At 61.5% G+C, this 19,960-nt stretch carries 21 protein-coding genes and 1 pseudogene; 11 read left to right on the top strand and 11 right to left on the bottom strand.

Annotated elements, in window-relative coordinates:
* The 3 genes from EN879_RS02340 to EN879_RS02330 all read left to right on the top strand — a co-directional run.
* On the top strand, nucleotides 1-1,127 hold a 1,127-nt coding region (locus EN879_RS02340), incomplete at its 5' end, for an ABC transporter ATP-binding protein (protein ID WP_164774299.1).
* A gap of 4 nt (nucleotides 1,128-1,131) precedes the next feature.
* On the top strand, nucleotides 1,132-1,611 hold the full coding sequence (locus EN879_RS02335) for a GNAT family N-acetyltransferase (RefSeq protein ID WP_063168843.1): 480 nt from the start codon (nucleotides 1,132-1,134) through the stop codon (nucleotides 1,609-1,611).
* 1 nt (nucleotide 1,612) lies between these two features.
* Nucleotides 1,613-1,924: a DUF6665 family protein gene (locus EN879_RS02330; RefSeq protein WP_013529982.1), complete on the top strand. Its 312-nt coding sequence runs from the start codon at nucleotides 1,613-1,615 to the stop codon at nucleotides 1,922-1,924.
* A 3-nt stretch (nucleotides 1,925-1,927) separates the two neighbouring features.
* Here the strand turns inward: EN879_RS02330 and EN879_RS02325 are convergent, their stop codons facing one another.
* Nucleotides 1,928-2,272, bottom strand: coding sequence for a cupin domain-containing protein (locus EN879_RS02325; protein ID WP_013529983.1), 345 nt, complete (start codon nucleotides 2,270-2,272; stop codon nucleotides 1,928-1,930).
* A 315-nt stretch (nucleotides 2,273-2,587) separates the two neighbouring features.
* Between EN879_RS02325 and petA the strand changes: the two genes are divergently transcribed.
* The 6 genes from petA (at nucleotide 2,588) to EN879_RS02295 (ending at nucleotide 8,068) form a co-directional block, all read left to right on the top strand.
* Complete coding sequence (gene petA / locus EN879_RS02320) at nucleotides 2,588-3,148, top strand: ubiquinol-cytochrome c reductase iron-sulfur subunit (protein WP_013529984.1); 561 nt, start codon at nucleotides 2,588-2,590, stop codon at nucleotides 3,146-3,148.
* A gap of 17 nt (nucleotides 3,149-3,165) precedes the next feature.
* On the top strand, nucleotides 3,166-4,467 hold the full coding sequence (locus EN879_RS02315; RefSeq protein WP_013529985.1) for a cytochrome b N-terminal domain-containing protein: 1,302 nt from the start codon (nucleotides 3,166-3,168) through the stop codon (nucleotides 4,465-4,467).
* A gap of 28 nt (nucleotides 4,468-4,495) precedes the next feature.
* Entirely contained in the window at nucleotides 4,496-5,368 is an 873-nt protein-coding gene (locus EN879_RS02310; protein WP_013529986.1) for a cytochrome c1, read from the top strand.
* Nucleotides 5,369-5,495: 127 nt separating this feature from the next.
* The gene (locus EN879_RS02305; RefSeq protein WP_013529987.1) at nucleotides 5,496-6,191 is read left to right on the top strand and encodes a phosphatase PAP2 family protein; all 696 of its coding nucleotides are present in this window, start codon (nucleotides 5,496-5,498) and stop codon (nucleotides 6,189-6,191) included.
* A 176-nt stretch (nucleotides 6,192-6,367) separates the two neighbouring features.
* Entirely contained in the window at nucleotides 6,368-7,513 is a 1,146-nt protein-coding gene (locus EN879_RS02300; protein WP_063170322.1) for an alpha-hydroxy acid oxidase, read from the top strand.
* A 9-nt stretch (nucleotides 7,514-7,522) separates the two neighbouring features.
* Nucleotides 7,523-8,068: an adenine phosphoribosyltransferase gene (locus tag EN879_RS02295; protein ID WP_013529989.1), complete on the top strand. Its 546-nt coding sequence runs from the start codon at nucleotides 7,523-7,525 to the stop codon at nucleotides 8,066-8,068.
* 165 nt (nucleotides 8,069-8,233) lie between these two features.
* On the opposite strand, the gene EN879_RS02290 is transcribed toward EN879_RS02295, so the two are convergent.
* The 8 genes from EN879_RS02290 to EN879_RS02255 all read right to left on the bottom strand — a co-directional run bounded on the left by EN879_RS02290 (nucleotide 8,234) and on the right by EN879_RS02255 (nucleotide 15,069).
* Nucleotides 8,234-8,704 carry a MaoC family dehydratase gene (locus EN879_RS02290; protein ID WP_063168842.1) on the bottom strand — a complete coding sequence of 157 codons (471 nt, stop codon included), beginning with the start codon at nucleotides 8,702-8,704 and terminating at the stop codon, nucleotides 8,234-8,236.
* A complete protein-coding gene (locus EN879_RS02285) occupies nucleotides 8,701-9,177 on the bottom strand; it encodes a MaoC family dehydratase (protein ID WP_013529991.1) in 477 nt (158 codons plus the stop codon). The genes EN879_RS02290 and EN879_RS02285 overlap by 4 nt, the downstream gene beginning before the upstream one ends.
* A gap of 123 nt (nucleotides 9,178-9,300) precedes the next feature.
* Nucleotides 9,301-10,275, bottom strand: a complete 975-nt coding sequence (gene corA, locus EN879_RS02280) for a magnesium/cobalt transporter CorA (RefSeq protein WP_023809832.1) — start codon at nucleotides 10,273-10,275, stop codon at nucleotides 9,301-9,303.
* Nucleotides 10,276-10,463: 188 nt separating this feature from the next.
* On the bottom strand, nucleotides 10,464-11,135 hold the full coding sequence (locus EN879_RS02275; protein WP_272482876.1) for an HAD family phosphatase: 672 nt from the start codon (nucleotides 11,133-11,135) through the stop codon (nucleotides 10,464-10,466).
* A 66-nt stretch (nucleotides 11,136-11,201) separates the two neighbouring features.
* Entirely contained in the window at nucleotides 11,202-12,305 is a 1,104-nt protein-coding gene (ychF, locus tag EN879_RS02270; protein ID WP_024505635.1) for a redox-regulated ATPase YchF, read from the bottom strand.
* Nucleotides 12,306-12,394: 89 nt separating this feature from the next.
* Nucleotides 12,395-13,120 (bottom strand): aminoacyl-tRNA hydrolase, encoded by a 726-nt coding sequence (pth, locus tag EN879_RS02265; protein ID WP_027162157.1) that lies wholly within the window; start codon nucleotides 13,118-13,120, stop codon nucleotides 12,395-12,397.
* Between the two features lie 23 nt (nucleotides 13,121-13,143).
* A complete protein-coding gene (locus EN879_RS02260) occupies nucleotides 13,144-13,785 on the bottom strand; it encodes a 50S ribosomal protein L25/general stress protein Ctc (protein ID WP_013529995.1) in 642 nt (213 codons plus the stop codon).
* A gap of 249 nt (nucleotides 13,786-14,034) precedes the next feature.
* On the bottom strand, nucleotides 14,035-15,069 hold the full coding sequence (locus tag EN879_RS02255) for a methyltransferase (protein WP_013529996.1): 1,035 nt from the start codon (nucleotides 15,067-15,069) through the stop codon (nucleotides 14,035-14,037).
* Between the two features lie 295 nt (nucleotides 15,070-15,364).
* Here EN879_RS02255 and EN879_RS02250 point away from each other — a divergent pair, with 295 nt between their 5' ends.
* Nucleotides 15,365-17,371, top strand: coding sequence for an EAL domain-containing protein (locus EN879_RS02250; RefSeq protein WP_032808605.1), 2,007 nt, complete (start codon nucleotides 15,365-15,367; stop codon nucleotides 17,369-17,371).
* A 43-nt stretch (nucleotides 17,372-17,414) separates the two neighbouring features.
* Here EN879_RS02250 and EN879_RS02245 read toward each other — a convergent pair whose 3' ends face one another.
* The gene (locus tag EN879_RS02245; protein ID WP_013529998.1) at nucleotides 17,415-17,843 is read right to left on the bottom strand and encodes a MarR family transcriptional regulator; all 429 of its coding nucleotides are present in this window, start codon (nucleotides 17,841-17,843) and stop codon (nucleotides 17,415-17,417) included.
* A 151-nt stretch (nucleotides 17,844-17,994) separates the two neighbouring features.
* Here EN879_RS02245 and EN879_RS02240 point away from each other — a divergent pair.
* Nucleotides 17,995-18,851: pseudogene (locus EN879_RS02240) on the top strand (alpha/beta hydrolase).
* Nucleotides 18,852-18,919: 68 nt separating this feature from the next.
* On the opposite strand, the gene EN879_RS02235 reads toward EN879_RS02240, so the two are convergent.
* Nucleotides 18,920-19,960 (bottom strand): MFS transporter (locus EN879_RS02235; protein WP_245493784.1); only part of this gene is annotated, 1,041 nt, incomplete at its 5' end.

The raw sequence follows: 19,960 nt of genomic DNA, 5'->3' as shown, positions 1-19,960 counted from the left end.
ACATCAGGAACGGTTTCGACATCTATCTCGACGCATTGCGCCCGTTCACCCGCCGGCTGACCGGCGTGCGCATGGCGCTGACCACGCTGTCGGGCATCATGATCACGGCGATCGGCTGCTTTGCCGTCTATCTCTGGGTCGAGGGCTCGATCACCGTCGGCGCGGTCGCCTTCACCCTGTCGCTGGTGCTGCGGCTCAACATGCTGCTCGGCCGGCTGATGATGCAGCTCAACAGCATCTTGCGAAACCTCGGCGTGCTGGAGAATTCCAAGGCGCTGATCTCGCAGCCGCTCGGCCTCACCGATGCGCCCGACGCCAAGGAACTCGTCGTTGCGGGTGGCCGTATCGCGGTGAAGAACGTCGAGTTCCACTACGGCAAAGGTTTCGGCGTGCTGAACGGCATCGACCTTGTCGTCAGGCCAGGCGAGAAGGTAGGGCTGGTCGGACCGTCCGGCGCCGGCAAGACGACCCTCGCCAATCTGATCCTGCGCCTCTACGATCTCGAGAGCGGGTCGATCACCATCGATGGCCAGGATGTCGCCAAAGTTACGCAGAATTCGCTGCGCGCCAATATCGGCGTCGTCAGCCAGGACACGGCGCTGTTCCACCGTTCGCTGCGCGACAACATCAAGCTCGGCATGCCTGACGCGACCGATGCGGAGGTGATCGCGGCGGCGAAAAAGGCTGAGGCGCACGAGTTCATCCTGACCTTGCGCGACAACAGGGACCGCGCCGGCTACGAGGCGTTTGTCGGCGAGCGCGGCGTCAAGCTGTCGGGAGGCCAGCGCCAGCGCGTGGCGATCGCCCGCGTCTTCCTCAAGGATGCGCCGATCCTGATTCTCGATGAGGCGACCTCGGCACTCGATTCCGACATCGAGGCGGCGATCCAGGAGAATCTGACACGGCTGATGGAAAACAAGACGGTCATCGCCATCGCCCACCGGCTGTCGACGATCGCAGCACTCGATCGTCTGGTGGTGCTCGACGGCGGCCGCATTGTCGAGCAAGGCACGCATGACCAATTGGTGGCGCTCGACGGGCTCTATGCGCGGCTGTGGAAGCGGCAGTCCGGCGGTTTTCTCTATCACGAGGACAGCGTGCTCGAAGAGACGCGCCCGGCGGAGTAGCTCAATGGGTGGATCGACAGGCGCCATCCCAGAGGTCGGCTACGTGCTCAAGCGGTTTCGGCCGACCATGCCGGCCTTCGACACGCTGAAGGAAGAGAGCCGGCTGGAAGGCTACTGGATGCTGGTACGCCTTGCGGATGGCTGGGCAAGTGGCCGCAACAAGTTCCTGAAACGGGGGGAGGCGCTGTACGGAGCATGGTATGGAAGGGAACTCGCCGGCGTGTGCGGGTTGAACATCGATCCCTATTTCGAGGACAGGGGCCACGGCCGGGTCCGGCACCTGTTCGTCAGCGCGCGCCACCGTCGCGCCGGCCTTGGCCGGATGCTGGTCGAAACCGTTGTCGACAGGGCACGTCACCATTTCGCCATGCTGAACACCCGCGCGCCGCAAGAAGCTTTCCGTTTCTATGAACGGCTTGGCTTTCAGCGCGTGGCGGGCGAAGAGTTCGTCACACACCGCATGGTTTTCGGGAAAGGAGGCTGAAATGTCCTTGCGTCCGCCATCTCATCTTGCCGGCGCCTCGGCCGCCGAAGCCGCCTTCGACGCGCTCGGCCATGAAATATTGGCGGAAAAGGCGGCAGCACTCGGCCGCGCCGGCCAGCGGGTAGAGGAAACGCTGGCCAGGCTGCGCGACAATGCCGACGAGCAACTGCGCCCCCTTCTGCTCAAGGATGCCGCCGAGGCGGTGCATGGCTATTTCATCCAGCGCGAGCTGTGCGGCTTGCGCAAGCACGATGCCGTCATTCGTGAATACAACATCCCGAAAGCGGTGCTGGCCAGGCTCGGCGCGAAATAGGGATCACTCCAGCCATTCGGTGATGAAGCTGCCATTCTCGTGGATGTCGGTCGTTTCCAGCGGGCCTGGGCCGAGATTGGTGAATTTGTGCGGCGTATTGGGTGGCACGATCAGGATCTGGCCGGCGGATGCCTCGATTTCCTGGTCGCCGACAGTGAACAGGCCGGTGCCCTGGCGGATGATGAAGATCTCCGCGTAGGGATGTGTGTGCAGGCGCGGGCCGCCGCCGACATCAGGCAGATAGTTGAAGATCAGGCAGGAGTTGGAGCCGTAGGCGCCACATTGCAACTCGCCCTTCCAATGGTCCGAGCGAACGGCCCAGGTGTCGCGGTCTATGACGTGTGCCATGATGACAAGGATAGACCCGGCTGGGGCCTTGTGTCGAGCCGAACAAGGGCGTCGGATTTGCGGGTGTTTCCCGGTTGTTTAGTGATGGTTGGCGGCTATCCGGCGTCGTGTTGACCGGCGGCGGATTTTGTCCCCGCGACAATCTGCCCTTGTGCCTTCACCCGTCTGGACAAAAACGGGCTTCACGCATAAACCGAAGTCCAAATGCCGGAGGAATTCGCAAGCCTGTTCGCCATGCGCTGTCGGGTTGGCGTAATTTGAGCGGGGAACAAGGCTCAACCACCGGCACGGAAGAGGCGAAAGGATCAGGCACCCGTGAGCGCAACCGACACCCAGGATCCCAACCGTCGTGATTTTCTCTACGTCGCCACCGGCATGGCCGCAGTGGTCGGCGCGGGTGCTTTCGCGTGGCCGTTCATCGACCAGATGCGCCCTGACGCCTCGACGCTGGCGCTCGCCTCGGTCGAAGTCGACGTCGCCTCGCTGACGCCGGGCATGTCGCTGATCGTCAAATGGCGCGGCAAGCCGGTCGTGGTCCGCAACCGCACCGAACAGGAAATGAAGGACGGCGAGGCGGTCAAGCTGGCCGATCTCAAGGATCCGATCGCCCGCAACGCCAATCTGCCGGCCGACGCACCGGCGACCGACGCCAATCGCACCACGCCCGGCAAGGAAGCCTGGATGGTGATGGTTCAGGTCTGCACGCATCTCGGCTGCATTCCGCTTGGCCAGGAAGGCGATTTCGGCGGCTGGTTCTGCCCGTGCCACGGTTCGCAATACGACACCGCCGGCCGCATCCGCAAAGGCCCGGCGCCGGAGAACATGGCGGTTCCGGTATTCAAGTTCATTTCCGATACCAAGATCCTTATCGGTTGAGGCAGGGGGATATTTCGATGAGCGAGGGACACTCGACCTATACGCCCAAAACCGGTCTCGGACGCTGGTTCGACGCCCGCATGCCGCTGCCGCGGCTGGTCTATGACAGCTTCGTTGCCTATCCGGTGCCGCGCAACCTCAACTATGCATGGACCTTTGGCGGCATCCTGTCGATCATGCTGGTGGCGCAGATCCTGACCGGCATCGTGCTGGCCATGCATTACACGGCCGACACCAATCTGGCCTTCGGCTCGGTCGAGAAGATCATGCGCGACGTGAATTCGGGCTGGCTGCTGCGCTACATGCATTCGAACGGCGCCTCGTTTTTCTTCGTCGCCGTCTACATCCACATCTTCCGTGGCCTCTATTACGGCTCCTACAAGGCGCCGCGCGAACTGCTGTGGATCCTCGGCTGCATCATCTATCTCCTGATGATGGCGACCGGCTTCATGGGCTACGTGCTGCCATGGGGCCAGATGAGCTTCTGGGGCGCCACCGTCATCACCGGCTTCTTCAGCGCCATTCCGCTGGTCGGCGACTGGATCCAGCAGCTGCTGCTCGGCGGCTTTGCCGTCGACAACCCGACGCTGAACCGTTTCTTTGCGCTGCACTATCTGTTGCCGTTCATGATCGCCGGCGTTGTCGTGCTGCACATCTGGGCGCTGCATGTCGTCGGCCAGTCGAACCCGACGGGCATCGAGGTCAAGTCGAAGACCGACACCGTGGCCTTCACCCCCTACGCGACCATCAAGGACGCGTTCGGCATGATCGTGTTCCTGTTCTTCTTCGCCTATTTCGTCTTCTACCTGCCGAACTATCTCGGCCATCCCGACAACTACATCGTCGCCAACCCGCTGAAGACGCCGGCCCACATCGTGCCCGAATGGTACTTCCTGCCGTTCTACGCGATCCTGCGCGCCATCACCTTCAATGTCGGGCCGATCAACTCCAAGCTCGGCGGCGTGCTATGCATGTTCGGCGCCATCGTCATGTTGTTCCTGGTGCCGTGGCTCGACACTTCGAAGGTGCGCTCGGCGGTTTACCGGCCCTGGTACAAGCTGTTCTTCTGGCTGTTCGTGGCCGATGCCATCCTGCTTGGCTGGCTGGGCTCGCAGCCGGCAGAAGGCAGCTATGTGTTCATGGCGCAGATGGCGACATTGTTCTACTTCGCCTTCTTCCTGATCGCGCTGCCGGTGCTCGGCCTGATTGAGACGCCGCGACGGTTGCCGAACTCGATCACCGAGGCGGTGCTCGAGAAGAACAAGGGCGGCAGCGGACATCCGGCGGGCGCTACGGCGGCTCCGGAAACCAAAGGCTGAGCGGGTAGAGAATCTAAGGGGATTTGGCATGAAAAAGATTCTCACCTCGCTGGCGCTGATCGGCCTTGTGGCCGTCGCCGCTGGGGCCGCGGGCACTCGGGCGATCGCCGCCGAAGAGGCACACAATGTGGCCAATCCGACGCATTTCCCGATCGACGAGCCGAAGGAAATGGACTGGAGTTTCACTGGCCCATTCGGCACCTATGACAAGGCGCAGCTGCAGCGCGGCCTCAAGGTCTACAAGGAAGTCTGCTCGGCCTGCCATTCGATGAACCTGGTGGCGTTCCGCACGCTGTCGGACCTCGGCTATTCCGATGCGCAGATCAAGACGCTGTCGGCCGAGTACACCATCCACGACGGTCCCAACGATGCCGGCGACATGTTCGACCGTCCGGGCAAGCCGTCCGACCACTTCCCGCCGCCCTTCGCCAATGAGGAAGCCGCCGCTGCCTCCAATGGCGGTGCTGCTCCGCCAGACATGTCCCTGCTGGCCAAGGCTCGCGGTGTCGAACGCGGTTTTCCGCAGTTCGTCTTCGATATCTTTACCCAGTACGACGCGGGCGGCCCCGACTATATCCACTCGCTGCTGACCGGCTACGACCAGACACCGCCGGCCGGCATGGTCATCCCGGAAGGCACCCACTACAATCCGTACTTCATGTCCGGCGTGTCGCTGAAGATGCCCAAGCCGCTCTCCGATGGTCAGGTGACCTATGATGACGGTGCGCCGCAGACCATCGACCAGTATTCCCGCGACGTCTCCGCCTTCCTGGCATGGGCGGCCGAGCCGCATATGGAAGACCGCAAGAAGACCGGTTTTCGCGTTCTGGTGTTCCTGCTTTTGTTCGGCGCGCTGGTCTATCTCACCAAGCGCAAGGTGTGGGAAGGCGTGGCGCATTAAGCCACACGATCAAGTGATCACGAAGGGCGCCGAGAGGCGCCCTTTTGCATTTCCAGAAGCCGGCCATGTCACATGGCCGTCACCGCATCCGGCGATCCTGTGCTGCTCTCATCAAAGGATCGCACCCATGAAAAGATACGCATCGCTCGCGGCAGGCCTGTTGCTGCTCATCGTCGGCTCGGCCGCGCAAGCGGAAGACGCCCAGCCTTTCGTCACCAACAAGGATGTCGACCTGACGATGATCCTGCCGCCGCCGCCGGCAAACGATTCGGCGCAGACCAAGGCCGAACTCGGCGAGGTGCTGATGCTGCAGGTGACACGCACGCCCGAGATGGTAGCCAGCGCCGTCGCCGATGCCGACGAGAATGTCTGGCGCTTCGCCAACGTCATGGGGCCGAAATTCAACAAGGAAACGCTGCCCAAATTCAGCGCCTTCTTCGACCGCGTCGTGGCCACCGAAGGCGCCGTCGTCGATCCGGCCAAGGATATCTGGAAGCGCCCGCGTCCGCACCAGCTCAGCGACCTCGTCAAGCCGGCGGTCAAGCTGTCGAGTTCGGGTTCCTGGCCGTCCGGCCACGCCACCGTCGGCACCATGATGGGCATCATCCTGTCCGATATGGTTCCGGAAAAGCGCGCCGAGATCATGGCGCGTGCGGCCGAATACGCCCACAACCGCGAGGTCGGCGGCATCCACTATGCGTCCGACGTCGAGATGGGCAGGATTTCCGGCAGCGTCATCGCCGCGGTCCTGCTCAACCGGGACGACTTCAAGGCCGAGTATGAAGTGGCCAGGGCCGAGCTTCGTTCGGATCTCGGCATGTAATCTTTGTCAATCGGATTAGACCAGAAAGGGGCGCTTCGGCGTCCCTTTTTTTGCTCATGGCCATGTCCGGAGGGCAGCTCGAAAAATAGTCCGTTGGCACGCCGACAACAGGTTGATATTCGATGCATCGAACGGTGGCGAGAAACTTGTCCCGCCATGGCCTTTGGAATTCGATGATGCGGCTCAGCGACTGTCACAACTTTTCCGATTACCGCCGCATGGCGCAGCAGCGGCTGCCGGGGCCGATCTTTAACTACATCGACGGCGCGGCCGACGACGAGGTCACCTATCGCCGCAACACCGAAAGCTTCGAGACCTGCGATCTGGTTCCCAACGTGCTGCGCGGGGTGAGCGAGGTCGACATGTCGGTGACGGTCATGGGCCAGAAGCTGGCGATGCCGTTCTATTGCTCGCCGACCGCCTTGCAGCGCCTGTTCCATCACCAGGGCGAGCGCGCGGTCGCCAAGGCCGCCGCCAAATACGGCACGATGTTCGGCGTGTCGTCGCTGGGCACCGTCAGCCTCGAGGAGGCGCGCAGCATCAGCAGCGGCCCGCAGGTCTACCAGTTCTATTTCCACCGGGATCGCGGTCTTAACCGGGCGATGATGCAGCGGGCAAAGGCGGTCGGGGTCGAGGTGATGATGCTGACCGTCGACAGCATCACCGGGGGAAACCGCGAGCGCGACAAACGAACCGGCTTTGCCATTCCCTTCAAGCTCAACCTTACCGGAATGGCGCAGTTCGCGCTCAAGCCGGCCTGGGCGATCAACTATTTCATCCATGAGGACTTCAAGCTGCCGCAGCTCGACGAGCATGTCGACATGGGCGGCGGCACGATGTCGATCAGCCGTTACTTTACCGAGATGCTCGATCCGTCGATGACATGGGACGACGTCGCCGAGATGGTCAAGCTCTGGTCGGGTCCGTTCTGCCTCAAGGGCGTCATGTCGGTGGAGGATGCCAAACGCGCTGTCGACATCGGCTGCAGCGGCATCGTGCTGTCGAACCATGGCGGGCGGCAGCTGGATGGCTCACGGGCGGCGTTCGACCAGCTTGCCGAGATCGTCGATGCCGTTGGCGACAGGATCGACGTCATCATGGATGGCGGCGTGCAGCGCGGCACACACGTGCTGAAAGCGCTGTCGCTCGGCGCCAAGGCCGTCGGCGTCGGACGCTACTATCTGTTTCCGCTCGCGGCGGCCGGCCAGCCCGGCGTGGAACGGGCGCTCGAACAGATGCGGGTCGAGATCGAACGCGGCATGAGGCTGATGGGCTGCAGCTCGATCGAACAATTGTCGCGCAACAATCTCCGTTTCAGGTAATCTCGACCCATGAAATCCTCGCTCGAAGACACGCTGCTTGCCGCGATCCGCACCATTCCGGACTATCCCAAGCCCGGCATCCTGTTTCGCGACATCACCACGCTGCTTGGCAATGCGCGCGCCTTCCGCCGCGCCATCGACGAACTGGTGCATCCCTATGCCGGCCAGAAGATCGACAAGATCGCCGGCATCGAGGCGCGCGGCTTTATCCTTGGCGGCGCCGTCGCCCATCAGCTCTCGGCCGGTTTCGTGCCGATCCGCAAGAAGGGCAAGCTGCCCTACGAGACGGTGCGCGTCGCCTACAGCCTGGAATACGGGCTGGACGAAATGGAGATGCACAAGGACGGTGTTGCTCCGGGCGAGAAAGTGATCCTGGTCGACGATCTGATCGCCACCGGCGGCACGGCTGAAGCGGCGGTCAAGCTGCTGCGCCAGATAGGTGCCGACATCCTCGCCGCCTGTTTCGTCATCGACCTGCCGGACCTCGGCGGCCGTGCCAAGCTGGAGGCGCTCGGCGTGCCGGTGCGGACGCTGATTGGGTTCGAGGGGCATTGAGGGGCAGTTCTTCCTTCTCCCCTTGTGGGAGAAGGTGGATCGGCGCGCAGCGCCGAGACGGTTGAGGGGTGGGTGACGGAGTGCCGTCGGCGCCAAGCTGGAGCACCCCTCATCCGACCGAGCTTCGCTCGGCCACCTTCTCCCACAGGGGGAGAAGGAAGAAACCTACTCCACCTTCACCAGCACGGCGCTCTCGAACTCCAGCACCTTGGCGCCGGTCGAATCGAAAGCTTCCGAACGCAGCGCCAGCAGCCGCCAGCCGGGGCGTGAGGCAATCGGGCGGTGCGACAGCGCGGTGCGCGTGAAGGTGATGGTTTGCCCGGCATAGACCGGCTTCAGCCATTTCAGGTTCTTGAAGCCAGGCGAGGGGCCGAATTCCGGCACCGGACCGGGGCCGCTCCACGCAGCGATCTCGGCGTCCATGCGGTTTTCGAGATTGAGTTTCATCCAGGTGGCGGCGGTGTGCCAGCCGGATGCGCAGAGCCCGCCGAGCACGCTTTTCTTCGCGGCCTCCTCGTCGGTATGGAAGATCTGCGGGTCGTATTTGCGGGCGAAGGCCTTGATCGCCTCGGGCTCGAATGTGTGCGAGCCGAGCGTCACCGTGGTGCCGATACGAAAGAACTCGTCCAGTGTCATGCTTGGCTCCCCGCGGCATCGCGCGTGAGGAACATGGCGGAGTTCTCGAGCTCGAAGACGCTTTCGCCGCGCTGGTTGAACAGTTCGCTGCGCATTGTAACGAAGCCGAGTTGCGGCTTCGATTTGGACAGGCGCTTGGCAACGACCACCAGGGTGCCGGTCAGTTGATCGCCGGCCAGGACCGGCTTCTTCCATTTGACCTGATCGACGCCGGGCGCGCCCTGGCAGGTCGAGTCCAACAGGAAGGCATCGCACAGCATGCGCATGAACATGGCGCAGGTGTGCCAGCCCGACGCCGCCAGCCCACCGAGGATGCTGGCCTTGCCGGCTTCCTCGTCGAGATGCATCGGCTGCGGGTCGAATTCTCCGGCGAATTCGACGATCTCGGCGGCACTCACGAGCTTCGAGCCGAGGTCGATCGATGCACCCTCGATGAAGTCCTCATAGGCCCATGTTTTTATCTCTGCGGTCATGGTCTGGAATCCGGCTTGTCGACCCACGATCCTCAGGATCGGGGTTTCCGGATGCAGGCCGGCGTTCATTTGGTCAAGCGATTTCTACTGCGCCAGCCTGTGGCAGCCGATCGACAGGCCCACTCAGAGCCAGCCGCGGCGGCGGAAATACCAGAAGGGCAGGATCGCCGACAGCACCATCATGGCGATGGCGAAGGGATAGCCAAGTTCCCATTTCAACTCGGGGATGACGTCGAAATTCATGCCGTAGATCGAGGCGACCAAAGTCGGCGGCAGGAAGATGACGGCGGCGACCGAAAAGATCTTGATGATGGCGTTCTGCTCGATCGAGATCATGCCGAGCGTCGCGTCGAGCAGGAAGGAGATCTTCTGCGACAGGAAGGTGGCGTGGTCGGCGAGTGACAGCACGTCGCGAGACAGCGTCTTGATGCGCGCCTTGGTGTCCTTGCTCATCTTGGTGCGGGTCGAGGCATGGGCGAAAAAGCCCGCCAGGCGCTGCAGCGAGATCAGGCTGTCGCGGATCGAAGACGCGATGTCCTCCTTGCGGCCGATGGCTTTCAACAATTCCTGGAAGTCGCGATTGCGCTTGGAAACCTTGGTCGATCGCGCCTCGAAGATATCGCGCGAGATCGCCTCGATGTCACGGCCGGCACGCTCCAGAATGTCGGCGAGACGGTCGACGATCGCCTCCAGCAAGCCGATCAGGATGGTGTCGCCGCTGGTGCAGCCGGTCGCCACCTTCTCGGCGCGCTGCGGAAAGGTCTTGAAGGCCTTCGGCTCATGGTAGCGCACAGTGATCAACCTTGTGCCGGCGAGCACGAAGGTGACCGGCGACATCAAGGGATCGTCGACCTCGGTCTGCGCGGGCAGGGTTGCGGTCATGAAGTAGGCGCCGTCCTCGACATAGAGGCGGCTCGAAATCTCGATCTCCTCCATCTCCTCGCGCGTCGGAATGGCAACGCCGAGCCAGCTCTCGATCGTCGCTTCCTCTTCCTTTGTCGGGTTGAACAGGTCCGCCCAGACGATGGTCTCGCTGTTTGCCAGGAGATCGTCGACGACGCGCAGGCGATCATTGTCCACGACGAAGGCCTTGATCATCGCCTGATTCCCTTGCTGGGGCCAAAGGGTGCGTTCGGATTGACGCGTCGTGTTGGATTGCACGGTTCCTGGCGCCAGCGCCGACCGTGCGTCTGCCGCTTAGACCTGTGACGTGACAAAATCAAGACAAGCCCGAATCGGGCCGGGGGACGGCCCTCGCGGCTCGGAAGCCGCGTCAGCGGATCGATCTAAAGACTGGCTAGAGTGACCTCCAAGTCCTCGTATGCGCCGACGAGGGCATCCGCGCCATGTCGCAACAGAGCATCGCCATGAGTGCCGGTGCAATGACTGCCAGCGGTAAATCCGATCACGCGCATACCTGCTGCCTTGCCCGCCAGGACGCCATTCACGCTGTCCTCGACCACGATGCACTCCTTTGCATGAACACCGATCGTGTCCGCCGCATGCAAGAACAGGTCTGGTTCCGGCTTTCCATTGACGACCATGTCCGATGAAAAAATATTAGGATCGAAAAGGTCGACAAGGCCCGTGTGTTCGAGTTTCCAACGCAATCGGGCCAGCGGCGTGCTTGACGCCACACATCTCCATGCGGCGAGCCGGCCAATCACATTCCCTGCATCGGGTAAGGCCGCCAGATTCTTACGCAAGCGTTCGTTGGTGTGGTCGGCAAGCTGTTCAAAAAAGAGCGGAGAGAGCGGCTTGGCTCGCTCTTGGCCGATCGCTTCGAGCTTCGCCTGCCACATAGCGGGAGACAATCCCATGAAGGCTTGCGTATAGGCGCTTGGTTCGAACGTGATGCCGGCCGCCGCCAGATATTCAAGCTCGGTTGCCTGGTATATCTCCTCGCTGTTCACGAGGACGCCGTCACAATCAAATATTATCAGCTTTATAGGCGACACTTTGGGCCTGATATCTGGTGGTCGGCTCAGCCGGCCCGCGGACAGTCTCGAAGGACTTCCATCAAATCACGTGTTGAACTTGAACAGCAGGATGTCGCCGTCCTGGACGACATATTCCTTGCCTTCGTCGCGGGCCTTGCCGGCTTCCTTGGCCGCCACTTCGCCGCCCAGTGTGACGAAGTCATTGTAGGCGATGGTCTGGGCGCGGATGAAGCCGCGCTCGAAATCGGTGTGGATGACGCCGGCGGCCTGGGGGGCCTTGTCGCCCTTATGGATGGTCCAGGCGCGCGTCTCCTTCGGCCCGACGGTGAAGTAGGTGATGAGGTGCAACAGATCGTAGCCGGCGCGGATGACCTTGTTGAGGCCGGGCTCGTCGAGGCCGAGCGAGGACAGGAATTCCATCTCTTCCTCATCGGAGAGCTGTGCGACCTCGGCTTCGATGGCGGCCGAGATCACCACGGTGCCGGCGCCCTGGGCGGTCGCCATCTTTTCCACGGCCCTGGTGTGCTCGTTGCCGGTGGCTGCGTCGGCCTCGGCGACGTTGCAGACATAGAGCACGGGATGCGAGGTCAGAAGGTTCAGGCCCTGCAGGATGCGCAAATCTTCGGCCGAAATATCCTTGAGCAGGATGCGGGTCGGCTTGCCGGCCTGCAGCAGTTCTAGCGCTGCCTCCATCATCGGCAGCACTGACGTCGCTTCCTTGTCCTTGCTGCCGGCGCGCTTGCGGAATTGCACGATGCGGCGCTCGAGGCTGTCGAGGTCGGCGAGCATCAGCTCGGTTTCGACCGTCTCGGCATCGGCCACCGGGTCGATGCGGCCCTCGACATGGGTAATGTCGTCATCCTCGAAGCAGCGCAGCACATGCACGATGGCGTCGACCTCGCGGATGTTGGCGAGGAACTGGTTGCCCAGCCCTTCGCCCTTCGAGGCGCCGCGCACCAGACCGGCAATGTCGACGAAGGAGATGCGGGTCGGGATGATCTCCTTTGACTTGCCAATCGCCGCGATCTTCTGCAGGCGCGGATCGGGCACCGCGACCTCGCCGGTATTCGGTTCGATGGTGCAGAACGGATAGTTGGCGGCCTGCGCCGCAGCCGTTCTGGTCAACGCGTTGAAAAGCGTCGACTTGCCGACGTTGGGCAAGCCAACGATGCCGCATTTGAAACCCATTTTGTCCGGTCCTATCGGGAAATAGAAATTTGATCAGGGCTATGGGCGATAGGGGTGATCAACGTCAAGCCCTTCGGTTCCCTTGATGCTCAGTCCTTGCCGCCGAACAGCTTCTTCAGCATGGCGGCCATCGGACCGCTTTCCGGCAGCTTGGCCAGGGGCTGTTGGGGCCGTGCTTGGCGGACGTGACTTTGCTGCTTCTGCGCCGGCTGCTTAGGTGCCGATTTTTCGGGCTCCGGCCCGGCCTTGCCCTGGACGGCGAGACTGGCTTTGTTCATGAAGCCGGATTCGTCGCCTTTGGCGATCATGGCGGCGTTGTCGGCGATCGCGTCGAGCAGCGGGTCAAGCCATTCGCGGTCGGCCTTGTCGAAATCGCCGAGCACATGGTGCTGGACCATTTCCTTGACGCCTGGATGGCCGACGCCGATGCGTACGCGGCGATAGGCGTTGCCGACATGGCCATCGATCGAACGGATGCCGTTATGGCCGCCGGCGCCGCCGCCGGTCTTTATGCGCAGCTTGCCTTCGGCAAGATCGATCTCGTCATAGAAGACGGTGAGCGCGGAAAGCTCGAGCTTGTAGAAGCGCAGCGCTTCGCCGACCGACTGGCCGGACAGGTTCATGAAGGTCTGCGGCTTGATCAGGACGACTTTTTCGCCGCCGAGCGAGCCCTCGGCGATCAGGCCCTGAAATTTCTTCGACCAGGGCGAAAAGGAATGGCGGCGGGCGATTGCGTCCGCCGCCATGAAACCGACATTGTGCCGATTGCCGGCGTATTTCGCGCCCGGATTGCCGAGACCTGCAAACAGCAGCATCGCCTGCTCCGGGCGTGAAAGAGTTACTTCTCTTCGGCGGCAGGAGCCGCTTCAGGTGCAGCCGCTTCAGCCGTCTCTTCCGTCTCCGGCTTCATCGCCGACGAACCGGCAATGGTCGCGATGGTGAAGTCGCGGTCGGAGATCACAGGCTTGACCCCAGCCGGCAGCTTGACCGCCGAGATGTGGATCGAATCGCCAATGTTGGCGCCGGTGAGATCGACGGTGATGAATTCCGGGATCGCATTGGCCGGGCAGTGGAACTCGACTTCGTGACGCACGATGTTGAGTACGCCGCCGCGCTTGATGCCGGGCGACTTGTCCTCGTTGATGAAGTGGACAGGCACGTCGACATTGACTTCGGTGTCCTTGCCGATGCGCAGGAAGTCGACATGGACAGGGAAATCCTTGACCGGGTCGAGCTGGAAGTCCTTCGGCAGGACCTGGATCTTCTTGCCGTCGACATCGATCGTGGCGATCGTGGTCAGGAACCCGCCGCCATGGATCTTGTAGTAGATGTCCTTGTAGGTGAGCGCGATAGCCAGGGGAGGCTGCTTGTCACCATAAATTACTGCAGGCACTTTACCGTTGCGGCGAACTGCACGGGCGGACCCCTTACCGACCTGTTCGCGTGCTTCGGCCTTGAGCTCGTAAGTGTCGTGGCTCATGGCATTTCCTTTCGGTTTGTTCTGGAGCGCTCACGGTGGGCAGAGTGCCTGGACCGTAAACGTCGAAAGCCGACATACCCATGCATGATCTGGTCCGAAAACCGGAATCCACTTTTCGGGATCATGCGGGAAGGCGGCCTTCCGCCGCGTTGCCTCCAAGGGTGTCTACGCGGGTGGCGGCTCTATAGCGGAAGGCGGCCGGAGGTGCAAGCCAAAGGCACGACCGGCCTGGTGCAGCCCAGACGGCCGCTATCCGCGCTTTTCGATGACGGCATAGAGCACGTTGCGGTTCTCGCCGAAGAATACCTGCGCCTCGACGGTGTTGCGGTCGACGCTGGCATTGACGATGTTCCACATATCGACCTCCGATCGCAGCAGCAACACCCAGTCCATGAACGTCTCCCGATACCCCGCGTCGGGGGTGCCCTCGGCGTAGTTGGCGAACAGGAATGTTCCGTTCGGCTTCAACATCTGCAGGCAGGTCTTCGTGAGTTTCACCGCGACGTTGTGGGCGAGGTAGTCGTAAAGGCCGGAGGCGTAGATGAAGTCGAATTTGCCGAGCTTGTGGCCCCGCGTGAGCACGGTTCGCACCGAGCCGTCGATGGCTTCGACGGCGGTGCCCTGGAAGTCGCGCGAGATCAGCCCAACGCTCTGGGGATCCTGGTCGAGCGCAACCCAGCGCTTGAGACGGCCCTCCGTCAGGGCGACCGAACGATTGGCTTCCCGCAAATGGCCGGCCGCGATCGCCAGAACCTCGGTTTCCGGTCCGTTCTTGGCCGCGATCTCGTCGACATATCGGGTCAGGAGGTCGCGTCGTTCCCGGGCCGCGACGCATGACGGTACGTTCTGGGTATGGCTATAGAGTGCTTTGCCGACCTCCGAGGCGTTCGCCACGCTCTCTGCCACGTGCGGATCACAATAGATGTAGTCGAGCAACTGCGCGTCGCCGGAATAGCCCCTGGGTTTGGTGAAGGACCAGTGCGTCAGTGGATCCTCGAGAAAATACTTCAGGATCGGATGGTTCTGCGCGACCGGTATCAACGCATGCCAGACGTCGGGATGAACCTTGGAATGCAGGCCATTGAGGAAGGACAGCAAGCGGCCGACGATCTCGGCCGGGTTCTTGTCCTGTTCGACCTGCTGCTGTGTCGCGTGGAGAATGAGGGCAAGCTCCGCGCGCGCGGTTTCGAACGCTTCGCCATGATGCTCGATCTTTCCCCGAGGCAGCGTGCCGGCGAGCATCTCGGCAGTAATCAAGCTTTTGCCATCAAGAACGGTCTGCACGCCATCACTCCATAGTTAACAGTCGGTTAACTTATTGCGTAGAATGCTCCCTTTGCCAATGTCGGGCCGACGGCATTTTAGGTTTATGATTAATTTCCCGCCAACCATGTTCGTTGGTTAATCAGTTTCCGAGCCGGATTCCGGGTTCGAGTTAACGGAAACTTGTCTTGCGCGATTGCATTTGTTTGCCCGGCGTTCGCAATCGCCGTCGCGTCCCAAGGAGCCGGCCCGCGTGGGGGCAGAAGCTGGAAATGAGTTCGGAAAACAAAATCCCTTTCAAAAGGGGTCGATTGTGATGAACGAACACGTGTCATCCGCATTGGCCGATACGGTTGACGCTGAGCCGTACGAGCCGCGCTACGAACTGGGGGCCGACGAACTTCGCGCCCTCTACCGCACCGAAGCCCGGGCGACGCGAAGAGGGGAGGCCAGGCCAGGGCTTTGGATCGCAGTTGCGATCTATCTCTTGTTTTCGGCAACGGATCTGCTGCTGATCCCGGATGTGGCCGCCTATACGATCACGGCGCGCTTCGCGGTCGGCTTGAGCGCGCTTTTGATCCTGGAAGCGCAGCTTCGCCACGGCGTCGGGACGGAATGGCTCGACGTGACCTGCGCCGGGGCCATCATCTTTGGCTATGTTGGTTGGCTGTGTCCGGCGATTATGGGCGCGGACAAGGAAAGCGTCTCTTACTATATGGTCTTTGGGACCATATTCATGATGAGCGCCAATCTTTTCTTTACATTCAATTTCAAGCTTTCTATCGTAACCTCGACAATAATCTTATGTATACTTTATATCGTAAATTACTTTGTTCCCTCAACTCTCATATACAAAATGGTATTTGGGGCTTTCTATGTTTCTTGTTTCACGTTCACCTCATATGTGAACTGGAAACTGAATGAGGAACGCTACAACGTCTTCCTGAACGCCCTGGAAGCCAAGATCCAGCACAATGAGGCGACCGAACGCGGCAAGGCCCTGCTGAGGTTGTCGCGGACCGATCCGCTCACGGGTCTGGAGAACCGGCGCGCGATCGACGAGAAGCTGCGAGACTACTGGAACGATTGGCAAAAGGTCGGCACCAGCTTTGGGGCGATCCTCATCGACGTGGACTTCTTCAAGAAGTTCAATGACTGCTACGGCCATCAGGAAGGCGACCGCTGCCTGATCCATGTCGCCAATGCCCTTAGCGATATGATCAAACAGTATAATGGCTCCATCGGCCGCTATGGCGGCGAAGAGTTCATCGTCCTGGCTCGCATGGAGAAAAAGGAGCAGATCCTGGACATTGCGGAAGCCATTTGTAGCACGGTGGAGAACCTGGCTCTGACGCACGAACTGCGGCGCGACGGCGTCTCGATCGTAACGGTAAGCGTTGGCGCCGCATTCACCCGGACGCAGACCGGGGCCAAGCTGGAGAAAATCATTCACGAGGCCGATCGCGCTCTCTATCTGGCAAAAGCCGGCGGCCGAAATTGTGCCCGGCTGTTCGATCCAACCGACCCGCAAAGCAGTGACGAGAGCGAGAACATTGCGGCTTTGCTGAAGATCGCGATCGGCCAGAATCTCGTTTCACTCGTTTACCAGCCTATCCAGGATGTCAAATCGGACCGGGTTGAAGCGGTGGAGGCTCTGATGCGCCTCAAGATGCTCGACGGCACATCGGTTCCGCCGAGCCTGTTCATTCCGGTCGCCGAACGGACCGGCGCGATCCTGGAACTCGGGCGCTGGGCGATAAGGACAGTGTGCGCCGAACTGCTGGCGGACGACCACGTCCGTGTCGTCAGTGTCAACGTCTCCCCGATCCAGCTCAAGACACCGGGCTTCGCGACGTCGGTCGCGACCATTCTGGGCGAGACCGGCGTCGCAGGCAGCAGGCTGGCCTTCGAGATCACCGAAGGGCTGGAGATGGAGATGCACTCCGACATCCTGCGCTGCATCAGCGACCTGAAGCTGCTCGGGATCAAGATCTGGCTTGATGATTTCGGGACCGGCTTCGCGGGTCTTTCGTGGCTTCGCCTGATCGATTTCGATACGGTGAAGATCGATCGCTCGTTTCTGCATGACTGCAGCTCCCCGAGCGGCAAGGCGATGCTGCAGGACATTATCACCCTGGTTCGAAATCGCGGCCACAAAATCCTGGTCGAAGGGGTGGAGACAGACGAGCAGATGGCCCTTATGCGCGAATTCGGCATAGACAAGATCCAGGGCTTCCATGTCGGCCGTCCCGCTCCCGCCGTCAGTTTCCAGGCAAAGCGAGCCATGCGCAAACGGCCATTTGCCGTGCTTAAGTCCGCATGATGGTGGCCTCTTCCGACGTTTGGCTAGCCGTCGTCAAGCCGTGCTAGCGGTCGCCGGTCAACGCGGCGCGTAACGCCTGGATCTGCCGGTTCAGCGCATCGAGCTCAGTCAGCGTCATGCCCGAGCGTTCGACCAAGGCTTCGTTCAGGCAGTTGCATTGGACAAGCAGTGCGCGCCCGGCTGATGTCAGATCAACCTGCACCTGGCGCTCGTCGGTCTGGCTGCGCTGGCGGGTCACCAGCCCGGCCTGCTCCATTCGCTTCACCAGCGGCGTGACGGTGCTCGATTCCAAAGCGAGCCGATGGGCGATGGTGCCGACCGACATGCCGTCGGCCTCTCCAAGCGCGTTCAACACCAGGTACTGGGGATAGGTGATGCCCATCTCGTCCAGCATCGGCTTGTAGGTGCGGTTGATGGCCATGCTGGTGGCATAGAGCGTGAAACAGAGCTGATTGTCCAACGGGAGAGGCACGGCGCATTCCTTTTGCCAATGTGGGCATCAAATCGATACCACGAAAAATGATATCGCGATACATATTTTTGTGGACAAGGGTTTTAGGCCGCGTTAGCTATATCGATATCGCGATATTGTTTATCGCGAAAGTAACCAGAAGGAGATTGAGATGACCTCGCAAACCAAACCCAGCTCCGGCAGCGGCATGATCACCACCAGGGACGGAACGCAGATTTACTACAAGGACCGGGGACCGGGCAGCCTGTCGTCTTTCATCACGGCTGGCCGTTGAGCAGCGACGATTGGGACGCCCAGATGCTGTTCTTCGTGTCACAGGGCTACCGTGTCATTGCCCATGATCGCCGAGGCCATGGCCGCTCGACCCAGACGGATATCGGCAACGAGATGGACACCTATGCCGCCGACGTAGCGGAACTCGCAGCCCATCTGGACCTCAAGAACGCCATCCATGTCGGCCATTCGACCGGCGGCGGCGAAGTGGCGCGTTATGTCGCCAAGTATGGCGCCGGCGGCCGTGTCGCCAAGGCGGTGCTGATCGGCGCGGTGCCGCCAATCATGCTCAAGACTGCCGCCAATCCCGGCGGCCTGCCGATCGAAGTGTTCGACGGCTTCCGCTCCGCGCAGGCAGCCAATCGCGCCCAGTTCTTCCGCGACGTTCCATCAGGTCCGTTCTACGGCTTCAACCGCCCGGGCGCAGAGGTATCGCAGGGCGTCATCGATAATTGGTGGCGCCAGGGCATGATGGGCGGCACCAAGGCGCATTATGATTGCATCAAGGCCTTTTCGGAAACCGACTTCACCGAGGATCTGAAGGCGATCGACGTGCCTGTGCTGGTCATGCACGGCGACGACGACCAGATCGTTCCCATCGCGGACTCGGCGCTGCTGACGATCAAGCTGCTCAAGAAGGGCGAGCTCAAGGTCTACAAGGGCTTCCCGCACGGCATGGCCACGACCCATGCAGACATCGTCAACGCCGACCTGCTGGCCTTCTTCAAAGCATAGGCCGTTGGAACGAAAAAAGCACCCGCCGTCTGGCGGGTGCTTTTCCTTGCGTGGGTTTCAGGCCTGATCTAGGCGGCCGCCTGCGCCTTGCGCGCTTCCTTCATGTTGGGCAGGAACACGGTCAGCAATCCAAGAAACGGCAAATAGGAGCAGATCTGGAAGACGAAATCGATGCCCTTCATGTCGGCGACGACGCCGAGCACGGCCGCCGCGATGCCGCCCATGCCGAAGGCGAAGCCGAAGAAGATGCCGGCGATCATGCCGACGCGACCCGGCACGAGTTCCTGCGCAAAGACGACAATGTTGGAGAAGGCCGAGGAGAGGATCAGCCCGATCAGCACCGTCAGCACCATCGTCCATTCCAGATTGGCGTAGGGCAGGGCGAGCGTGAAGGGCAGCACGCCGACGATGGAGAACCAGATCATCGCCTTTTGCCCATAGCGGTCGCCGAACGGGCCGCCGAGCAGGATGCCCAGCGCCGAGGCGCCGAGGAACAGGAACAGCATGACCTGGCTCATCTGCACAGAAACGCCGAACTTATGCATGGAATAGAAGGTGTAGTAGCTGGCGAGGCTGGCGATGTAGGCATTCTTGCTCAGAACCAGCAGTGTCAGCACGATCAATGCATTCATCACCTTGCGGCGCGGGAAGGGCGAAACGAAGCTCGCCGCCTTGCGGGTGCCCTGCGCGGCACGCAGCCGGCTGTACCAGCCGCCGACCTGCCACAAAACGATGATGCCGATCAGCGAGCCGACGGCGAACCAGGAAATGCTGGTCTGGCCGAACGGCACGACGATGAAGGCCGCCAGCAGCGGCCCCATGGACTGGCCGAAATTGCCGCCCACCTGGAACAGCGACTGCGCCAGGCCGAAGCGGCCGCCGGAAGCGAAGCGGGCGATGCGCGAGGATTCCGGGTGGAAGATCGCCGAGCCGATGCCGATCAGCGAGGCACCGATCAGCAGCAGCGAATAATGCCCGGCATAGGCGAGCACGATCAGGCCGATCAGCGACGACGCCATGCCATAGGGCAGCGAATAGGGCATCGGCCGCTTGTCGGTGATCATGCCGATCAGCGGCTGCAGCAAGGATGCGGTCACCTGGAAAGTGAA

Source organism: Mesorhizobium sp. M7A.F.Ca.AU.002.02.1.1 (genome assembly GCF_003998535.1).
GTDB lineage: Bacteria > Pseudomonadota > Alphaproteobacteria > Rhizobiales > Rhizobiaceae > Mesorhizobium > Mesorhizobium ciceri.
Note: the sequence above shows the minus strand (reverse complement) of the source record. Positions and strands in the feature narration are given on the sequence as shown.

What these genes read in the sequence shown, in the direction of transcription:
- EN879_RS02335 (WP_063168843.1), top strand. Translation starts at nt 1,132, where the DNA reads ATGGGTGGATCGACAGGCGCCATCCCAGAGGTCGGCTACGTGCTCAAG.
- EN879_RS02330 (WP_013529982.1), top strand. Translation starts at nt 1,613, where the DNA reads ATGTCCTTGCGTCCGCCATCTCATCTTGCCGGCGCCTCGGCCGCCGAA.
- EN879_RS02325 (WP_013529983.1), bottom strand. Translation starts at nt 2,272, where the DNA reads ATGGCACACGTCATAGACCGCGACACCTGGGCCGTTCGCTCGGACCAT.
- EN879_RS02315 (WP_013529985.1), top strand. Translation starts at nt 3,166, where the DNA reads ATGAGCGAGGGACACTCGACCTATACGCCCAAAACCGGTCTCGGACGC.
- EN879_RS02310 (WP_013529986.1), top strand. Translation starts at nt 4,496, where the DNA reads ATGAAAAAGATTCTCACCTCGCTGGCGCTGATCGGCCTTGTGGCCGTC.
- EN879_RS02305 (WP_013529987.1), top strand. Translation starts at nt 5,496, where the DNA reads ATGAAAAGATACGCATCGCTCGCGGCAGGCCTGTTGCTGCTCATCGTC.
- EN879_RS02300 (WP_063170322.1), top strand. Translation starts at nt 6,368, where the DNA reads ATGCGGCTCAGCGACTGTCACAACTTTTCCGATTACCGCCGCATGGCG.
- EN879_RS02295 (WP_013529989.1), top strand. Translation starts at nt 7,523, where the DNA reads ATGAAATCCTCGCTCGAAGACACGCTGCTTGCCGCGATCCGCACCATT.
- EN879_RS02290 (WP_063168842.1), bottom strand. Translation starts at nt 8,704, where the DNA reads ATGACACTGGACGAGTTCTTTCGTATCGGCACCACGGTGACGCTCGGC.
- EN879_RS02285 (WP_013529991.1), bottom strand. Translation starts at nt 9,177, where the DNA reads ATGACCGCAGAGATAAAAACATGGGCCTATGAGGACTTCATCGAGGGT.
- corA (WP_023809832.1), bottom strand. Translation starts at nt 10,275, where the DNA reads ATGATCAAGGCCTTCGTCGTGGACAATGATCGCCTGCGCGTCGTCGAC.
- ychF (WP_024505635.1), bottom strand. Translation starts at nt 12,305, where the DNA reads ATGGGTTTCAAATGCGGCATCGTTGGCTTGCCCAACGTCGGCAAGTCG.
- pth (WP_027162157.1), bottom strand. Translation starts at nt 13,120, where the DNA reads ATGCTGCTGTTTGCAGGTCTCGGCAATCCGGGCGCGAAATACGCCGGC.
- EN879_RS02260 (WP_013529995.1), bottom strand. Translation starts at nt 13,785, where the DNA reads ATGAGCCACGACACTTACGAGCTCAAGGCCGAAGCACGCGAACAGGTC.
- EN879_RS02250 (WP_032808605.1), top strand. Translation starts at nt 15,365, where the DNA reads ATGAACGAACACGTGTCATCCGCATTGGCCGATACGGTTGACGCTGAG.